The 17,212-nt window shown below is 52.9% G+C and carries 10 protein-coding genes; 7 read left to right on the top strand and 3 right to left on the bottom strand.

Translation table 11 applies throughout. From position 1 onward, the window contains the following. Window positions 1-13: 13 nt before the first annotated feature. The 6 genes from M5R41_18750 to M5R41_18775 all read left to right on the top strand — a co-directional run bounded on the left by M5R41_18750 (window position 14) and on the right by M5R41_18775 (window position 10,061). Window positions 14-4,402, top strand: coding sequence for a hypothetical protein (locus M5R41_18750; protein ID MCZ7558431.1), 4,389 nt, complete (start codon window positions 14-16; stop codon window positions 4,400-4,402). A 105-nt stretch (window positions 4,403-4,507) separates the two neighbouring features. After that, window positions 4,508-5,395, top strand: a complete 888-nt coding sequence (locus M5R41_18755) for a DUF1186 family protein (GenBank protein ID MCZ7558432.1) — start codon at window positions 4,508-4,510, stop codon at window positions 5,393-5,395. 393 nt (window positions 5,396-5,788) lie between these two features. Beyond that, a complete protein-coding gene (locus M5R41_18760; protein ID MCZ7558433.1) occupies window positions 5,789-7,042 on the top strand; it encodes a TlpA family protein disulfide reductase in 1,254 nt (417 codons plus the stop codon). Between the two features lie 78 nt (window positions 7,043-7,120). After that, a complete protein-coding gene (locus M5R41_18765; protein ID MCZ7558434.1) occupies window positions 7,121-7,438 on the top strand; it encodes a hypothetical protein in 318 nt (105 codons plus the stop codon). A 414-nt stretch (window positions 7,439-7,852) separates the two neighbouring features. Continuing rightward, entirely contained in the window at window positions 7,853-8,413 is a 561-nt protein-coding gene (locus tag M5R41_18770; protein MCZ7558435.1) for a hypothetical protein, read from the top strand. A gap of 661 nt (window positions 8,414-9,074) precedes the next feature. After that, complete coding sequence (locus tag M5R41_18775) at window positions 9,075-10,061, top strand: NAD(P)-dependent alcohol dehydrogenase (GenBank protein MCZ7558436.1); 987 nt, start codon at window positions 9,075-9,077, stop codon at window positions 10,059-10,061. A gap of 849 nt (window positions 10,062-10,910) precedes the next feature. Here M5R41_18775 and M5R41_18780 read toward each other — a convergent pair. Then, entirely contained in the window at window positions 10,911-11,408 is a 498-nt protein-coding gene (locus M5R41_18780) for a hypothetical protein (GenBank protein ID MCZ7558437.1), read from the bottom strand. Then, window positions 11,398-12,999 (bottom strand): hypothetical protein, encoded by a 1,602-nt coding sequence (locus M5R41_18785; protein MCZ7558438.1) that lies wholly within the window; start codon window positions 12,997-12,999, stop codon window positions 11,398-11,400. The genes M5R41_18780 and M5R41_18785 overlap by 11 nt, the downstream gene beginning before the upstream one ends. Window positions 13,000-13,568: 569 nt before the next feature. On the opposite strand from M5R41_18785, the gene M5R41_18790 reads away from it, so the two are divergent. Then, window positions 13,569-15,464, top strand: coding sequence for a T9SS type A sorting domain-containing protein (locus M5R41_18790; protein MCZ7558439.1), 1,896 nt, complete (start codon window positions 13,569-13,571; stop codon window positions 15,462-15,464). Between the two features lie 179 nt (window positions 15,465-15,643). On the opposite strand, the gene M5R41_18795 is transcribed toward M5R41_18790, so the two are convergent. Beyond that, a complete protein-coding gene (locus tag M5R41_18795; GenBank protein ID MCZ7558440.1) occupies window positions 15,644-16,867 on the bottom strand; it encodes a hypothetical protein in 1,224 nt (407 codons plus the stop codon). Between the last annotated feature and the right edge of the window lie 345 nt (window positions 16,868-17,212).

Raw genomic sequence — 17,212 nt, forward strand, 5'->3', positions numbered from 1 at the left:
ATCGGTATAGCTGATGTCATTTCAGATCAGCCACGTAATACATGACCGTATTGCTCATCATGGAGAGGAAGCGGCAATGAGCTCGACAGGAACCGATTATATCGAACTAAAAAGAACCTTTCGCGAGATATCGGATACATGTATCGAAGATTACGATTTCGATTATCAGGACCTCTTGGGTCGTGATGGACGCCTTGCTTGGTCCGACCTTCTTGAGAAGAGTGTGGTCGTAATTCTTGCGGAGGCGGGAGCGGGCAAGACGACGGAAGTCAGGGAAATAGCACTAAGGCTTAGAAGAGAGTCTAAAGTTGCTTTTTTCCTTCGCTTGGAAGACGTGTGCGCAAATTATGATTCGGCTTTTGAGGTCGGTACACAAACAGAATTAGATGATTGGCTAGAAAAACCCACTAGAGGTTGGGTGTTTCTGGACTCTGTGGATGAAGCACGGCTGAAGGATCCACGCGATTTTGAGCGCGCAATTAAAAAACTGGCTGGGAAGCTCAATGCGGTGTTGGGTTACGTAAGTATAATCATCACGAGCAGACACTCGGCATGGCGTTCAAAGACGGATCTTAACCTTGTTCGGCAGTACTTCGGCGCTTCATTGCAGAGAGTGGCGATGGTACCCTTACCGATTGAAGATTCAAGCGATCAGGATATAAGCGTAGGAAGCTATACAGCAAATTCGGAAAAGCAGGGAGTAACTGTTGTTGCGCTTAAAAATCTCACAAAAGAGCAAATAGCCTGTTTTCTCAAATCTCGCGGTGTCAATGATTTTCAAGATTTCCTGGATGCATTGGACCGTACTGAGTCTTGGCCCTTTGCATCCAGGCCACAAGACCTAGAAGAACTTATTTGCATGTGGACACAGAAGGGTCGCTTTGGTACACGCTCAGAGATGATTAAGCATAGCATAGCACGACGCCTGCGAGAACGTGACCAGAATCGTGCGGAGATTGAACCACTTGTGGAAAAAGATGCACTCAGGGCAGTCATGTGCCTCGCTGCAGCAACTACGCTGGGAAAGAACCAAAATATTGGCACTCCGGACGGTGCGTATGCAGGACATGGCCTCTCAATACAAGAAATTCTACCCGATTTCGATCAAAAACAGCAGCGTTTGTTGTTGTCTCGTCCAATTTTTGACGAGGAGATTTATGGAAGCGTCCGTTTCCATCACAGGACGGTCCGTGAGTACCTAACTGCGCTATGGATAAAGGAACTCCTCGACAGGTCAGCCTCTAGCAGAAATATCGAAGATTTGTTTTTTAAAAGGCAATACGATCAAGATATCGTGGTACCAACGCTTCGTGCAATCCTCCCATGGCTTATTCTGAAGGATCAAAGGATGCTGACGCGAGTCCAGAATCTTGCGCCTGAGATATTACTCGAAGGTGGTGATCCTGTACAGCTGCCAAGGGAAATCAGATCGGAAATACTTCGTAATCTTTGCAAAAAGATGGCGACAATGGCCACAAACGATATTCAAAGGGACTATGCTGCAGTCCAGCGCTTCGCAAGCAAAGATTTGACGGAAATCATCCGCGAATTGCTTGGTATATACTCGACCGACAATGAAGTGAAGCCATTCCTCGTCCGCATGGTCTGGATCGGTCGTCTAAGTGAGGCGCTGCCTGAGGTACGGAGAATCGCTGAGGACTCATCAGAGAAAGTGTATACGCGTAGTGTTGCGATCAGGGCAGTAAATGCTATTGCATCTGAGGCGGTGAAGGATGAGGTCAAGAAGTCGTTTCTTAGGGAGTCGAACAAATTAAATAGGGAACTGCTTTCAGAGCTTCTTAAAGGCGTGTCTCTGACAATCGAAGCTGTGGAATGGTTGATCGCATGTCTGGAAAAATGCCCCGCCAAGCCACTCTATCAAGTTGATCATCTTTCTACGACGCTTGAAGAGCTAATTAGCCGAGCAGATATAGATTCACTGCCGTCTTTGGTGGCAGGTTGTAGCAGGTTGCTGAATATACCACCGTTGATTAACGCTCCATATTGCAAGATTTCAGCACGCTATCACTGGATTATCGTCCCTGCGATGAAGTGCGTGAAGCGATTGATACTTGAGCGTAATTCTAACGCACTAACTTTTGACGCTCTGTCTGTGCTGCATGCGGGATCTGGGCTGTGTCCACATGAAAGCGGGGAATGGGCTGAGCTAAAACAAGAGCTCGCACAGATCGTTCCGGAATGGACGGAATTAAACAGAGCACTGTTCTGGCATCAGATAAGGACGCGGAGAAACCAAATAGAGAAGCAAGCTGGAGAGAGACTAACTTATTATCGGCGAGCTTCGATAGGAAGGGAATTTTGGAGATTCGAGGCAAATGATTTCGGGTACATCCTAGAGCAAATATCCAAATACGCGACCTCCGATGATAGTCTGGTAGCCTTATCCTTAGCATTTGATATCTACAGGCAAGAGCATTCTCCAGTGAATTTGAGAAGTCAGCTTGAGCTTTCTGTATCCGTGAGTCCTGAACTTACGGAGGAGCTGAGACGATTACTCAAGCCACCTGTTAAAAGTCCAACGATTCGAAAGTTAGAGAAGCAGCACAAAGAATTCGAGAAACAGGTAAAGCAGCAGAGGCTTGCGGAACGGAAAAACCATGATGAATGGATAGAGCACATAAATGCGAATCTTTTACATTTCAACACAGTTCCATCAACCGAACCCGCAAAACTTCGTGCACTTCAATATCTTTATAATATTTTGCAGAATGGCAATATTTCATCTGGGCAATGGTCCGACTACAGATGGGAGGGGCTACACCAGACTCAAGGAGCTTCTATTGCTAAGTTCTATCATGATGGCGTGGTAGCATTATGGCGGGAATGTAAACCAAAATTGCGATCAGAAGGGGCGTCCATGAACGGTGCTCTTCTTGTTACAATCCTTGGTCTTGCAGGACTTCAGATTGAATCGGAGGAAATATTGGATTGGCCTCTAAACTTGTCGGCCTCTGAAATTGATCACGCCTGTCGCCATGCAGCTTTCGAATTAAATGGTTTTCCCAGTTGGTTCGGTGGACTGTTCAAGAAATATCCAGGGCAGGTCGGCAAATTTATCCTTCAGGAAATACGATTCGAATTGTCATTAAAGAAGGACGAAAAAGCAACCACCTACATGTTGTATGATATCTGTTGGTCTGGACAATGGTCGTGGGATTTGATCGCCCCAGAGATCCTCGATATGCTACAAGTTGAACCAATGAGTTTATCAAATCTCGAACACATGTTGCACATAGTCCAAGGATCAAATCAACCGGATCAAGTGATTGCGAATCTCGCAGCAAGAAAATGCCGTAGACTGAGAAATCCAGAGCACTTGGCTCGCTGGTTTGCGGTTTGGGTAGGTGTCGAGCCTGACCCCGCTATTACTAATCTTGAAGACCATATTCGGGTTATTGCTGACATCGAGTATCGAGTGCGGTTTTCCATGATATTTATCACAAATTTGATAGGAGACCGATTCGAAGAAGGCAGTATGGCCCGGCACGCATACCAATCACCTGATCACCTGAAAAGACTTTATTTGCTCATGCACACATATATACGAGTTGAGCATGATTTGAACCGCTTGGATTCAGGTATTTACTCGCCCGCACTACGCGATGCGGCTCAAGAGGCACGTGATAAGCTTCTAAGAGTTCTGAATCAGCGCTCAGGTAAAGAGGCGTACCATGCTCTCATTGAAATTTCGAAAAAGCATCCACAAACGGCGGCCCGGTCATGGATTATGTCGCTTGCGAGAAATAAAGCAATGCAAGACGGCGATTTCGAAAAATGGACGGAAACGCAGGTAAGAGAATTCCATCAAAATTACGAACGAACTCCAACTTCTCAAAAGCAGCTCTCAGAGCTTGCGATAAGTCGTCTGTTGGACTTAAAGGACGAGCTTGAGCGTGCGGACGATAGCACTGCTGAGACGCTCCGTCGATGTGAATTGGAGACGGAGCTACGGAATAACATCGGCAACTACTTGAAGTTGCAAGCACAAGGCCGTTACACCATTGTACAGGAGGAAGAACTCGCTGATGGTAAGAAGCCCGATCTCAAGTTCAGAGGTACAGCGACCACCGCTACAGTTCCGGTGGAAATTAAAATCGCTGAGAGGTGGTCAGAAAGGAAGTTACGTGAGAGAATGGAAGGGCAACTACTCAATGACTACATGCGGAGTTCGGAGTATGGGGTTTATCTGCTTTTTCGATTCGGTGATAGAATTCAACCGAGCAAGGGTAAATGGCATGGCTCAGCGTCAGAATTTGAGAAATTGATACAGTCGCTACAGAGCCGTTGGTGGAAAATATCGCCTCGATCCCCCAACATCCAAGCGATCACCGTTATAGGTATTGATTTGACAATAAGGGCGAATAGGAAGTTCGTGAAGTAGCTGAGTCAATGGAGGCACATTCCTGATTTCGTATAATAGCTTCCTCGAGGGTGTTCCTTCTACTTCGTCACCCCTAACCGATTCAATGAAGTCACAGGCAGAAACATGTCAGAACAGCAAGACCGATCCCCTGATTTAATCGCCGACCTCCTTTCAGCATTCAAAAATTTCGACAGCAGCTATCGTCGCCACGAGGTGGATGCGGCTGTCGAAAGGCAGGAGGAGATAACGCCGTATCTGCTCGCGATATTGGAAGACGTCGTGCGAGCACCTGAGCGATACTCCGATGATCCGGACCGATTTGATCATATTTATGCTTTGATGATCCTCGCCTATTTCAGGGAATCGAGAGCACATCAACTGCTTGTTAACATTGCCTCGCTTCCGCATGATGTGCTGTTCGATATGTTCGGCGATATGGTGACCGAAGATTTTGGTCACATGCTCCTTGAGACTTGCGGAGGAGATCTTGGTCTGATCGAGAGCCTGCTTCGGAACAAGGAAGCGGATGATTATGCCCGCGGCGCCGCGGCCGACGCTCTGGCGTATGCGGTCGTGGAAGGTGTCGCTTCGCGGGAGATGGTCATGACCATACTCATCGGCGTTTTCGATGGGTGGAAAGAGGAGGAAGAATTCAGAGACTGTTATCAATTCATTGCTTTGCGCATGCTCGCTCTGCAGCCGGTAGCGGTTGCGGAGAAAGTCCGGGAGGCGTATGAACACGGTATGATAGACGGGTTATACCTGAATGAACGGACTATAGAGGAAAGTGTAAACTTCCCGAATATCCGCTTCAGCTACCTGCAACACGATATTCTGAGACGCGAGGAGCGAGGTGTGCATGGTCGCCTAGGATGGTGGGCATGTTTCCGGGAGAATGCTCGTGTATATTCTGAGCGGGACGATTCACCCAGGAAACCAGCGAAGGTCAATAAAGCCAAGCAGCAGAAACGCAAGGCACAAAAACAGTCACGCAAGAAAAACAGACGTTAAAAATGGAGCGGCCTGGAACGCTCCACCCGCGCATCGGGATGGTGTCAACATGCCCCGGCGAATGCAAATGGTTCGGAACAGTCGCATGCGACGCCTCGGTATGGAAGCGGCGTGCGCATTAGCCCTGTTTTGCGATGTTGTCGGTGCGTCCGGTATGTGATAACGGCCGGATGGATTGTCACAATCAACCCTACCGGATCGAGACGTTTTTCGTCCGTACCCCCGTGTGCATGCAGCGCGCCGATCAGTGTCGTTCCGCGTTGACCCGTTCATGTATTTACAGTGGATGAGATTATCTTTGTACTGCCGGCACCTTGCGAATAATGCACAGGCGGCTTCAGGGCTGGCGTCGGCAATGGTCCGTTCTGTGCCCCAACACCGATGGAGGAATGTATGCGTCGTCACTTGCAGCGTGTGTCTCAATCGTTATTCCGGCCAGCGCGTATCTCGGTACAAGGTGCGGGCGTGGTGTTCGCAGCGCTGCTCATGGCGTTGGCGGGGAGCGAGAGTTTCGCGCAGTCGGTAGCGGGCTCGGCCGAGGACCTTCTGCGTGCCGCGGCGGCGAAGATTGGGGTTGCGAAGACAATGAAGGCCTCGGTGGATGTCCGTTTGACGACGGCTGGCTCGGTCGATACACTGGAGTCGCATTACTATCTTGTCGCCGAACGCTGCGATAGTCTCCGTCTCGGTTGTCGTCTGTATGGCGTCACTTCCAGGGATGAATTTTTGCTCTACGATGGCGATCAGATGCTGGTTGGCTATCCGGACGTCGGGAGGATGACGAGGTATCGACGGGGCCGTATACCGGGGAGTTTGCTCTACAGCTCCTTCATCGGCTGGGAAACTCTTCCCTTGCCGCGAGCGGAGTCGTTCTGCCTCAAAGTTCTGAACGACTCGACAACGCGATACGACGCACCTCGATTTGGGGTCGATGGAAAGGATTCCGTGATTTTGATAGCAGTCCAACGAGGAGGCAACAGCGAAATCGCGGCGCTACATCATGTGATCAGCTTGCGTGCGGTGGATTTCGTGCCGATGCGCATCATCACGCTTGTGGATGTACGCGGTATGGGCCGGCAATACACCGATATCCGCGCCGATTACCTGATGCTCGACAGTCCGGTGGAGCCGGGGCTGTTTTCCGGCGCAACATTGCCGAAGGATCTGGAAATCACGGACGCGGATACAACACTGCACCGGAGTTTGCCCACATTGCAACCTGGCGAGGAGGCGCCGGAGATAGCGGCGCGAACCTGGGATGGTGATTCCTTGCGGTTGTCCGATTTCCGGGGACAGGTGGTTTTTCTGGATTTTTTCTACGCCACCTGTGCTCCGTGCAGACGGGCCATACCGGACATCGTGGCTTTGCACGAAGAGTTCAGGGACAGGGATGTCGTTTTCTTGGGAGTGAATTCAACGGATTCCAGCGGGGACAAGGTGCTGGGCTGGCTGCTCGACACGAACCGAGTGCGCTATCCGATACTGTTGTCCGAAAGGGCGACGGACTATGCGTACAAAGTGACGGGTTTCCCGACGACGATGATCATCGGCAGGGATGGACGCATTGTTTCGGTGGATGTCGGTTACAGTTCCGAGGAGTCAAAGGCTGCCTGGCGCCGGGAGCTGTTGCACGCGCTTGAAGAGTGAAATCGAGTTACGCCGCGCAGCACAAAGGCAACATCCGCGCGGACCATAGCTCCAAGTGTTGGTGTTCAGACGGACGGGGTGGATGAGTCGCGGCGCAAAGAACGCGATACAAGGCGAAGCGACGGCCCCGGCGGCGATGGAAAGCAGGAAGCGGACGGCAGCGCCTCGCTCGAGCAGGTTTCGTCAGTCCTCGTCAGTGTGTTCGAAAAGTGGAGGGATGAAGAGGATTTCAGAGCCTGTTATAAATTCATTGCCAGCGCCATGCTCTCTCTGGATCCTGTCGCTGTTGTGGAAAAGGTTAGAGCAACGTATGCGTATGGCGCAATTGATCCACTTTTCCTCAATGACCGCTATCTCGATGAATGTGCACGCTTCCCGGCTGAACGACGTGCTTAGTTGCAACAAAATGTGGTTAGACGGGAAAAGAATGGTGTGCATGGCCGCCTAGGATGGTGGGCATGTTTCCGGGAGAATGCTCGTGTGCATCCACTGGAAGTCCAACTTCGTTCCGGCACCGCAAAGGTGAAAACGACGAAGCAGAACAAGCGCAAGGCCCAGAAAAAGGCGCGCCGCGGTAACAGACGGAAATAAGGGAGAGCAGAGGGGCGCTACGCAACGTATATGGGCTGTTCGATGCGGGCTTGCATCCGTCGCCGCGCAGCCGCTCGGGCGACGCGACGTTGCGCGCTGCCAACGATCAATTTGCCCGTTTACTCAGAAAACTGTACATCTCCGACACAGTCGCCGAAGCGTTTCTGTATATTGCTGTGTGCCCGGGAAGGGCTTTGTGTCACATTGACTGAGGAATTAATGAAGCTGTTTACCTCGAATGTCCGAATCGGGCTGTTCCTTGTCTGCCTGCTCTGCGCGCTTTCCTCGCCTCCGCTGCAAGCCCAGGTGCGCTCGCCGTTTCCCTGGCTTCCCAAGAATTTCGATACAACTGTCGCCAACAATTATCGCGGTGCGCGTATCACCTCGTTTGCGCAACTGGACTCGATGCGACGCGTCTACGGAATCCGCACGATCATTAACCTGGCCAAGGACGCGCTTCCGAAGAAGGGACCGAGCGAAATCGATTGGTCCGGCAAACTGGGCATCGAATATGTATCCGTGTACCTCGGGGATGCACCACCATCTGCGGAAAACTGGGAAAAAATACGCGACCTTCTCTCTCGCGGTGGAGTGTACCTCCATTGCGCTCACGGCGCCGACCGCACGGGCGCCGTCGTCGCGAAATACCGCGTGGAGGTGGAGGGTGTCAAGCCCTGTGACGCTTACGGCGAAGCGAAGCGTTTCGGCTTCAAGCCCTGGCTTGCAAAACTCCGCGCATGGATAGGGTGCGAAGATGGCGAGGAGACTACTGAACGGTGAACAGGCTGCTGTCTCTATCGTGGAACAGGCTTCTGAATTGTGTCATAATGACCCTCGCCATGTTACTGTATCTATCGGTCTCGGGGTGCGCGCAAGGAGAAGCGTAAGGAAATGCGTATTGCAACGGAATCGGCCGTCGCCTGACAGGTGCGTGGCCGCTGATGAAGCAGTCGAATTCCATCCCGTCAGGCTGGGTACCCGCTGCTATCAATTTCCAAAGGATTCCATCGTTACCTCGGCTGCCGGCTTGCGGATTTTGGGGACTCCGCCTGGAGGGACGGGGGGATGCCGTATTATCGCAGACAACACGCCCTGTTAAGCGATACATATCAATGAGAAACAGGGAAGCACGTGTACGTTCATGGCTTTCGCTTTGCGAAGTATTCTCTCAATCGGTGTGCTTCAATGGCTCGCAGAGATTTCCACCAACGAGTGGCCTTACGTGCTGACGGTGTAAAGGAATAGCGGCTTCACGTCCAGTGAAGCTGGCTTGCTCCACCAGGGCTTGACCTCGTGCAGTTGTGCGAGCCACGCAGTGTCGGGTTCCCCCTCCGCTCGAGTCGCCTGTCCGGGCCGCGTTCAGCACCTGCCGGATGAGCGTCAGGTTACGATGTGAATGGTCCATGGATTGAAACATTGCGGCGAAATGATCGTCACAGATATGTTCACAGTAGTCAGTACAATAATTGCGGATCCCATGGAAAAGATGAAAGCGGTCGTGTATGACAAAAAAGGCCACCCTGAGAGACTGATACTTCGTGAGGTTGATACGCCGATACCAGGCGATAATGAAGTCCTTGTAAAAATTGCAGCCGCATCAGTGAATGCGGGGGATTACCGCTCAATGAATATGGGGAGTATTCCAAAGCGAAGGATATTCGGAGCTGATATTGCAGGCACAGTAGAATCTATCGGAAAGGGTGTCCGGCACCTCAAACCCGGCGACGAGGTAGCGGGAGATCTGTCCGCCTGCGGCTTTGGCGGTTTCGCCGAATACACCACGGCCCCGGAGAACGCGCTGCTTCGAATACCGTCGGGGGTTGCCTTTGAAGCAGCAGCAGCGATACCGATGGCGGGCACCGCAGCTTTGCAGGCATTGCGGGATGAAGCCGGAATTCAAGAGGGGCAGTCGGTACTGATCGCGGGAAGCGGTGGGGGAGTAGGGACGTTTGCGGTACAGCTCGCAAAACATTTCGGCACAGAAGTGACGGCCGTCTGCGGTCCGCGGAATGTGGAACTGATGCACTCCCTCGGGGCGGATAATGTCATCGATTATACTGTGGAGGACTTTACGCGCGGCAGCCAGCGTTACGACTGCATTGTGGCTATCAACGGAAATCGTTCGCTCTCAGGCATCATGCACAGCCTGAAACCGAGGGGGATACTTGTCGTGGCGGGTGGCGCCTTGTCGCAGATCATGAAATCCCTTGCTTTCGGATGGCTGCTGTCGCTGGGCTCGAAGAAATTGCGTACGCTGGTGTCGAAGCCAAAGCGGGAAGATCTTGCATTTCTGTTTGCGCTCCTGGAGAACGCCAGTATCACGCCGGTGATCGACAGGCGCTACACGCTCGACAACACCGCTGATGCAGTGCGATATGTACGCGGAGGACACGCACGAGGAAAAGTGATACTGCATGTAAAAGGATAATGTGCGATCTCTGGATTCATAGAGCTTTCACGAGTCATGCTGCGACGACGACTGCCTGGCAGAGCCTTCGTGTGCTTTTTCCTGCGTGAGAGATGAATCACTTCCGAAAGTGATTTCAGTCGTTTTTGTATTTGCGAATATGAGATCACTGCGGCCAGGCAACGACATCCAGGACAACAATTATCGCGGTGCGCGTATCACCTCATTTGCGTAACTCGACTCGATGCGGCGCGTCTACGGAATCCGCACGATCATTAACCTGGCCAAGGACGCCCTTCCGAAGAAGGGACCGAGCGAAATCGATTGATCCGGCAAACCGGGCATCGAATATGTATCCGTGTATCTCGGCGACGCACCACCATCTGCGGCAAACCGGGAAAAAATACACGACCTTCTCTCTCGCGGTGGAGTGTACCTCCATTGCGCACGGCGCCGACCGTAGGGGCGCCGTCGTTGTGAAATACCGCATGGAGGTGGAGGGTGTCATGCCCTGTGACGCTTAGGGCGAGGCCCGGCGTTTCGGCTTCAAGCCCTGGCTCAAAAAGCTCTACGCATGGATAGGGTGCGAGGAGGACGGGGAGCAGTAACCAGGGAAGCAGGTGCTCTTCACCTGCGCTGCACGATTCGTTCGCATCGGGAAGCATGGAGGTCACGACTTCTGTATATCCGGGAATCCGTCCGTTGGCCGCTGTCATGATGATGCCGGAGACATGCGACACAGGGAACCCGCTTTCCGGTCATTCTGCCTGCCGACATACGCGCGGAGCTTCGCCGCCGTTTGTGTCGCGCAACGCTATCGAAGCTGCGAAAGCGACGTACGTGAAGGACGAATACTCACGCAAGTTCTTTTCAGCGATGAATATCGGCCAAATCCAGTTTATCAGGCACTCCTTGCGGGAACCTGGCGAACATCCGGTATTTCACGAAATCCATGTCCCTGTCGTGGTACACAAATGCGTGCCGGGCGTCGACGGACACTGCGATGGTCGTGATAAGGTGCATCGGCATGGTGAGAATGGAATACCAACCATTGATGAACGGAAGGACAATGAAAAAGGGAATGGTCCACTCATACCCGGAGGAAGTCGCATACCAGATTTTGAAGCTATAAATATCCTCCATCGGTACTGACAGGCAGCGATTGGATGCATCATCCAGAATGATCATCCGGCTGCTGTCAAGCGCGATCAACTCGCCTTCCATACTCCGATTCGGCTTGTGATGAATCGCTATATGTGATCCATACGGATGGACGTCTACCATTTCCGGTGGAGGCAGATACGCAGGATACTGACACGCACTGAGGACGATCGCGAGCAATCCCGAAAGGAGAATGTTAGTTTTCATGGTAGGTAAACGTTTTTGTGTCGACTCGTGAGTTCCAGAATTCCTGTTCCATGACGGCTTCGTAGCGCTTGAAATTCCGTGCTTCTCCCCGCAGGTAGTGCTTTGGGAATTCGATCATCTGTGCAAATTTCAGCAGGTCCTTGTCTTTTAACCACTCCCTGCGCATCCATTCGAGATAATAACCCTTCGAGCAAAGGAACAGCTCGTATTCCGCGGCGGGGTCAGGCAGAGTGAAATGGAATCTGAACTCGTCGCCGGGCATGGAGATAAGGTGTGTGTTGGGATCTCGGAGGTCGGCAAGCGCTTTACCGTCGACTCGGCCCTTGTTCTCGACGCTGACGGGAGCCAGATCCACGGGATGCACTTTTTTTCTGATGGTGGCAAGAGCAGCATAATCAATGCGCCAGAGTCCTTTGTTCAGGACGAGCTTCAGCCGGCAGGGAGAGCCCGCGGACAGATTTCGCAGGGGAACGAACTGCAGGTTTCGCGCTATCGGCCCTGTCTCCGAAAAAGCGTGCTGGAAGTCCCACGCACGCGTCCGCGGATTCCATGAGTATACATCGATGTTTCCCAGTTCCTTCTTTATTCCGCCGTGGAGTTTGTCCATCGTGTTCGCACCGGTTTCGATTTTCGCGAACACTTCCGAAACCGCGTCACCCATGTACCCCATGGCGCTATACATGAGATAGGTGGTCATCAGGGTCTGACGGAAACTCAGGAGCAGTCCCTCCTGCTTTTCGGAGTCGGGTGCATCGAAGGTCAGCTCAATCTCCTCCTTCGCGCTCAGATTGGTGCTGTCGGCGGGGCTGAAGCGTTCCCGCATATCGCAGTGCCGAAGCAGCGGAGTGAGGTCGCCTTCCTCTCCTGTCGCGCTTCGAATCGGCCGCGTACGATCGCAGAGGTAGAATTCCTGTCCGGGCGACTGATACACGCGCTCTCCCGGGCCGAGTGGATACGCGAGGAGTTTCACTTCGCGGACACAGTGCGTTTCAAGCGCCTCGTTTTTCATGGTGATGGAGAAGGACGATTGGGTATGCACGGTGGTGTTCAGAGCGTCGATATCCGTGTATTCGAGTGACGGTGCTATGGCGTTGGTAAATCCCTCCGCGTCGGCGTAATGGAAATTGTCGTCAGCATTGAGATAAAATGTCGGACAGGAACCGAAGCACGCTTTGGGATTGGTCAGGCAGATAATTCCCACGATGACTTCGACGCCTGTCATAATGGTCAGCGCCAGTACTCTCCCCGACTCGGACGTTTCCAGCTTACGGTTCGTTTCGAAAATCGCCACGCTGTCCATCGGAATGATGAGAGCGCCTTCGAATTCAACAGCTCTGTTCGCATTGTACCGTATTCCCTCGCCATAGACCGTATGCGCGATTGTATCTGCGCGCCAGCCATATTGGAGGATGCAGAGCTCGCCATTTTTGAGATGGGCTTTCAGCGCGGGTTTCGTGAACGCACTGTCCGTGTGGTCCAGGAGGCTGTTCACATCATGAAAGTTCGAGCGGAAATGATGCGTCGTGCAGGACAAGACCACCATCAGAGCAAACACAGCTGTCAGGAAGGCAAGGAGAATGTTTCTGGCCATGGAGGTTCGGGAATGGAATTCGGTTTCAGGTGCCGTAACCGCCCGTCTGGCGCGTCCCCGGAAGCAACTGCACGGGGATGGATGCTCGTTGCGATGTTCCATCCTTCGGACGTGCTCGTCCCGTGGTTTGCCGCGAGTGCGGGCGACAGGCAAGTATATGCCGGAAACATACACCATTATCCCGTAAAGAGCAATGCCCCGGATTGCAGGGGGCATACCCGGCGGTTCGGTACCCGGAGGCATGCGCATGGAAGCGACATTCGGAAAAAATGTACGGAATCAGGAAAAAGCCTTGACTTCCTTTTTTTCTCCGAGTATATTGTGTCAGTCAATTATCCTCATTCCTGCACGACGCAATAGAAGGATACACTGTATCCCGCGTCCGGCAGAAGTCCATCATCGAAGCACACGCCGTACGTAATCATCTGAGGTCCGGGCACGCATGTCCGCACCCCTCCCGATTTCGGAGGCTGCTTGTACGCCTTCGACCCTACGGTCATGCACGACACGTATCACACGCGGGATCTATCCGCCCGCACACTCGTTCATTTCATCAGAGGAAATCCATCATGAAGCTATACAAGCAGACCGTTTTTGCCCTTGTGCTCCTCACGGCGCTGGCCCTGCCTGCTGCAGGCCAGAATTTGACGCAGCAGAGAGAGTACAAGTCCACCGACCTCGCCTATCCGGTGCTTTCGACAAGCGGCGATGCGCAGCGAAATCAAGAGGTGTACGAGCAGGAACTCCGGAATTATGATGCCCGGAAGCGCGCGATCATGCAGGAAATGACTGCGGAGAACGCGGGCGTGTTCAGCAGCGACGACGTGCAGCGGAGCAATTCGGTCGTCACACCGCAGGAGATTACCTTCACGAACTGTCTCATCCCGCGCGACGCTTCCTGGACGGCCGTTCCGCGCAATGACGACGGCTCCCTCGGTCCGATCGCTCTTCCCTTTACGTTCAATCTGTACGGCACGGGATATACCTCCGTCTGGATCAACACCAACGGCAACCTGACCTTCACCGGACCGGTAGGCAGCTTCGTCCCTGCGAACATGCCGGTGGCGATTCCGATGGTCGCCGGTTTCTGGGCCGATATCGATACGCGCAATACCGCCTGCGGACAAATCTGGTACAAGCTTGAAGCGACACGTCTCGTGGTGCTGTGGGAAAATGTCGGTCGTTTTTCGAATGACTGTAGCCTGCAGAATACGTTCCAGATCATGATCGGGACCTGCAGCGATCCCGTCATCGGCGCGGGGAAGAATGTGAAATTCGCCTACGGCGACATGCAATGGGGTTCCAGCAGCTCGGATGGATTCAGCGGTACGCCGGCGACAGTCGGCATGTGCAACGGTGCGTTTTTCGAGCAAATCGGCCGTTTCAATCCGAACAGCAACGCATATGATGGACCGTTCGGTGCTGTCGATGGTATCAACTACCTTGACGATGCCTGCATCACCCTCGAGGGTTTTGGTCCGCTCACTCTCACGAGTTGTCCCACGGATATTGTTGTGTCCACCGATGCCGGCGTGTGCACCGCGGTCGTCGAATACGAGGTGCTCGCAACAAGCGCAAGTCCCGTGAGTTATTCTTACGAATTCTTTGGAGCGACGAACGGAGGCGGAGCGGGCACCGGCAGCGGCTCGACCTTCGAGAAAGGCACCACCAGCGTCGTCGTGATCGCATCGAACGGTTGCGGGGAAGTGCAGTGCAGCTTCACAGTCACCGTGAATGATGACGAAGCTCCGGTTGTGGTTCTGAATCCTGCTATCACGATGTGGCCTCCGAACCATTCGTACCGGACCATCACCGCCGCTGAAATGGTTGCGTCCATCTCGGATAATTGCTCCTCTCTTGACCTCTCCGACGTCGTGATTACCTCAGTGAGCAGCGATGAGCCCGAGGATGCTATTGGAAACGGCGATGGTGCGACACTGAGTGATATTCTGATCGTTCTAAATTGTAATTCTGTAAATCTGCGTAAAGAGCGCGCTGGCGGCTGGAATGGCCGCGTGTACACCGTCAATTTCACGGTGACCGATGACGACGGAAACGAAACGGCGTCTTCCTTCAAGGTCAACGTCCCTGTGGATATCGAATTCCCGGCCGTGGTTGACGATGGCGCCGGCAATGGATACACTGTGCTTTCTTCGTGTGTCGCAGCTCCGAAGGAAGATGGCGGCAGAACCGGCATCCCCGCGGGCTATGCGCTCGAGCAGAACTATCCCAATCCCTTCAATCCCTCCACAACAATCACCTTCTCGATACCGCAGGACGCTCCGGTCATGCTGACGGTGTTTGACATGTACGGACGCAGGATTGCAGTGCTGGTTGACGGACATCTGAGCGCCGGTTCGCACAGTGTTTCCTTCGATGCTTCCGGACTCGTCAGTGGTGTCTATATGTACACGCTCGAGTCAGGTGCTGTGAAGGTCAGCAAATCAATGCAGCTGATGAAGTAATCAGCTCAGCATTCTGAGAAAGCCGTCCGGATTGTCCGGACGGCTTTTTTTATTTTGCTGAGCATCTGTGCTTGAAGGACTTCGTGTTAACTGTAACGGTTTGTGCGGATGCAGCAAGCAGCCGCGAATGAGATCGCAGAGTGGATTTGATAGCGCAGCCGGCACGTCATTTCCCGCAGTTAGCGACGTTTATCCCTTATCTGCGCCTGTTTCTCCATGACTATTTGCGTTATCTCCCGAGCGGTGTCGAGGCTGATACCGGCTGCGGCCGCGGCCTGTCGTATATCGGTGACGCGGCCGGCATTTTCATTTTCCATGTAGATAGCCAGGAAACGATTAATCGCATCGAGATCGTCCTGTTGAGCTTGCGACATTTTCGGGACGAAAAGCTCTGCGTAGGCAGTGGAGGCGTAGGTTGTATTGAAGTGCTCTTCCGCGATTCTTCTGCCGAACATCGAAAGACGCAGCACACCGCTGTCGTCCACGTGCGTACCATGCGCTGCAAGCGTTTCCGTCAGCTTCCGCCAGCCGCGATCTGTGAGTGACTGCACGACGAGTAAGCGTTTTGTGGCGTCGTAGTACAGCTCACTGAAATGTGGGTGTCCATGCCAACGTTTCAGCCTCAGGTGAAAAACATTGTCGATATGCTCGATATGAAAATGCTTGCGATGCTCCTCGACGGAAAACACCATGTCCGAGACTTCGTAATAATGCGATATGAATACGTCTTTCCCGTGGACAAGGATCGGAACATTGCCAAAACGCCAGAGCATGAGGTACGGAATGGGATCGGCGTCCATTGACGCAGGGACGTCCTCCATGGTGCGAACCTTCTTGTCAATCATCCGGGCGAGAGGCAGGATGTCACTGTACAGCATGCCACCGAAGGACAGCATCGGGCCGTAGGTTTGTAAGCAATCGCCGGAATGGAAGGTCAACAGTATTATCATGCTCGGTCGACGGTGTTCCCGGATAATCGTCGTCAGCGACGAGGATCGCACAAGGAACACCTCTTCGGAACATGCATCGACCATGCGATAGAAGTGGTCGCCCACTCCTTCTATCAGGCGCATGAAGCGCCACCGCCAGGGGTGTTGGAGTTGATACTCAAAGAAGTCCAACTCGGTGCGGCTGCGTCCACGCACGGCGGCATGCGCGCGATATTTTCTCGCGAGAGCGTTTTCTCCGAACAACGTGTGCGCCATGAGTTGCGCGGTGAGATAATTCCCCCAGCCCTCGGGCATTTCTTCGAGGATATGACGGTATGGCCGCAATGCGTACGCGATGCCGCGGGAGAGGCGATCCCGCTCGTCGCTGTAGCGTAGCAAAAAATTGTCGAGCAGAGACTCAACTATCCTGCTGTCGCTCATGCAACGGAGTTCGAGGGTACGGAGGTCAATCATGCCGGCCTCGTGTATTGTGGAATGAATATGATCCTGTATGGAGGTCACGATACCCAGGATATCGCAAATGTTGGTGCACGAAACAGAGGACACGTTCTCAGGAGCAGCGTTCGAAATATACCGCACGGATAACATATAAAACCAACAGGAACATCTCCACGGAAGGAAATCACAAAATGTTGAAACCGCAGCGCGTTCGAGGACAATAGGTACTATGCACAGAGGACGATGGCATGCGTTTCCTGAACGCGTAGCATCGTCTACGTTCGGAATGTCGCACAGGTGATGCCTGTGGAGAATTGTTTATTCATCGTCGCATCGAACAGGAATTACCGGATAGATATC

It is taken from the genome of Bacteroidia bacterium (assembly GCA_027493955.1).
GTDB lineage: Bacteria > Bacteroidota > Ignavibacteria > SZUA-365 > SZUA-365 > JAOSJT01.

What these genes read in the sequence shown, in the direction of transcription:
- M5R41_18785 (MCZ7558438.1), bottom strand. Translation starts at nt 12,999, where the DNA reads ATGGCCAGAAACATTCTCCTTGCCTTCCTGACAGCTGTGTTTGCTCTG.
- M5R41_18755 (MCZ7558432.1), top strand. Translation starts at nt 4,508, where the DNA reads ATGTCAGAACAGCAAGACCGATCCCCTGATTTAATCGCCGACCTCCTT.
- M5R41_18790 (MCZ7558439.1), top strand. Translation starts at nt 13,569, where the DNA reads ATGAAGCTATACAAGCAGACCGTTTTTGCCCTTGTGCTCCTCACGGCG.
- M5R41_18775 (MCZ7558436.1), top strand. Translation starts at nt 9,075, where the DNA reads ATGTTCACAGTAGTCAGTACAATAATTGCGGATCCCATGGAAAAGATG.
- M5R41_18795 (MCZ7558440.1), bottom strand. Translation starts at nt 16,867, where the DNA reads ATGATTGACCTCCGTACCCTCGAACTCCGTTGCATGAGCGACAGCAGG.
- M5R41_18780 (MCZ7558437.1), bottom strand. Translation starts at nt 11,408, where the DNA reads ATGAAAACTAACATTCTCCTTTCGGGATTGCTCGCGATCGTCCTCAGT.
- M5R41_18770 (MCZ7558435.1), top strand. Translation starts at nt 7,853, where the DNA reads ATGAAGCTGTTTACCTCGAATGTCCGAATCGGGCTGTTCCTTGTCTGC.
- M5R41_18760 (MCZ7558433.1), top strand. Translation starts at nt 5,789, where the DNA reads ATGCGTCGTCACTTGCAGCGTGTGTCTCAATCGTTATTCCGGCCAGCG.
- M5R41_18750 (MCZ7558431.1), top strand. Translation starts at nt 14, where the DNA reads ATGTCATTTCAGATCAGCCACGTAATACATGACCGTATTGCTCATCAT.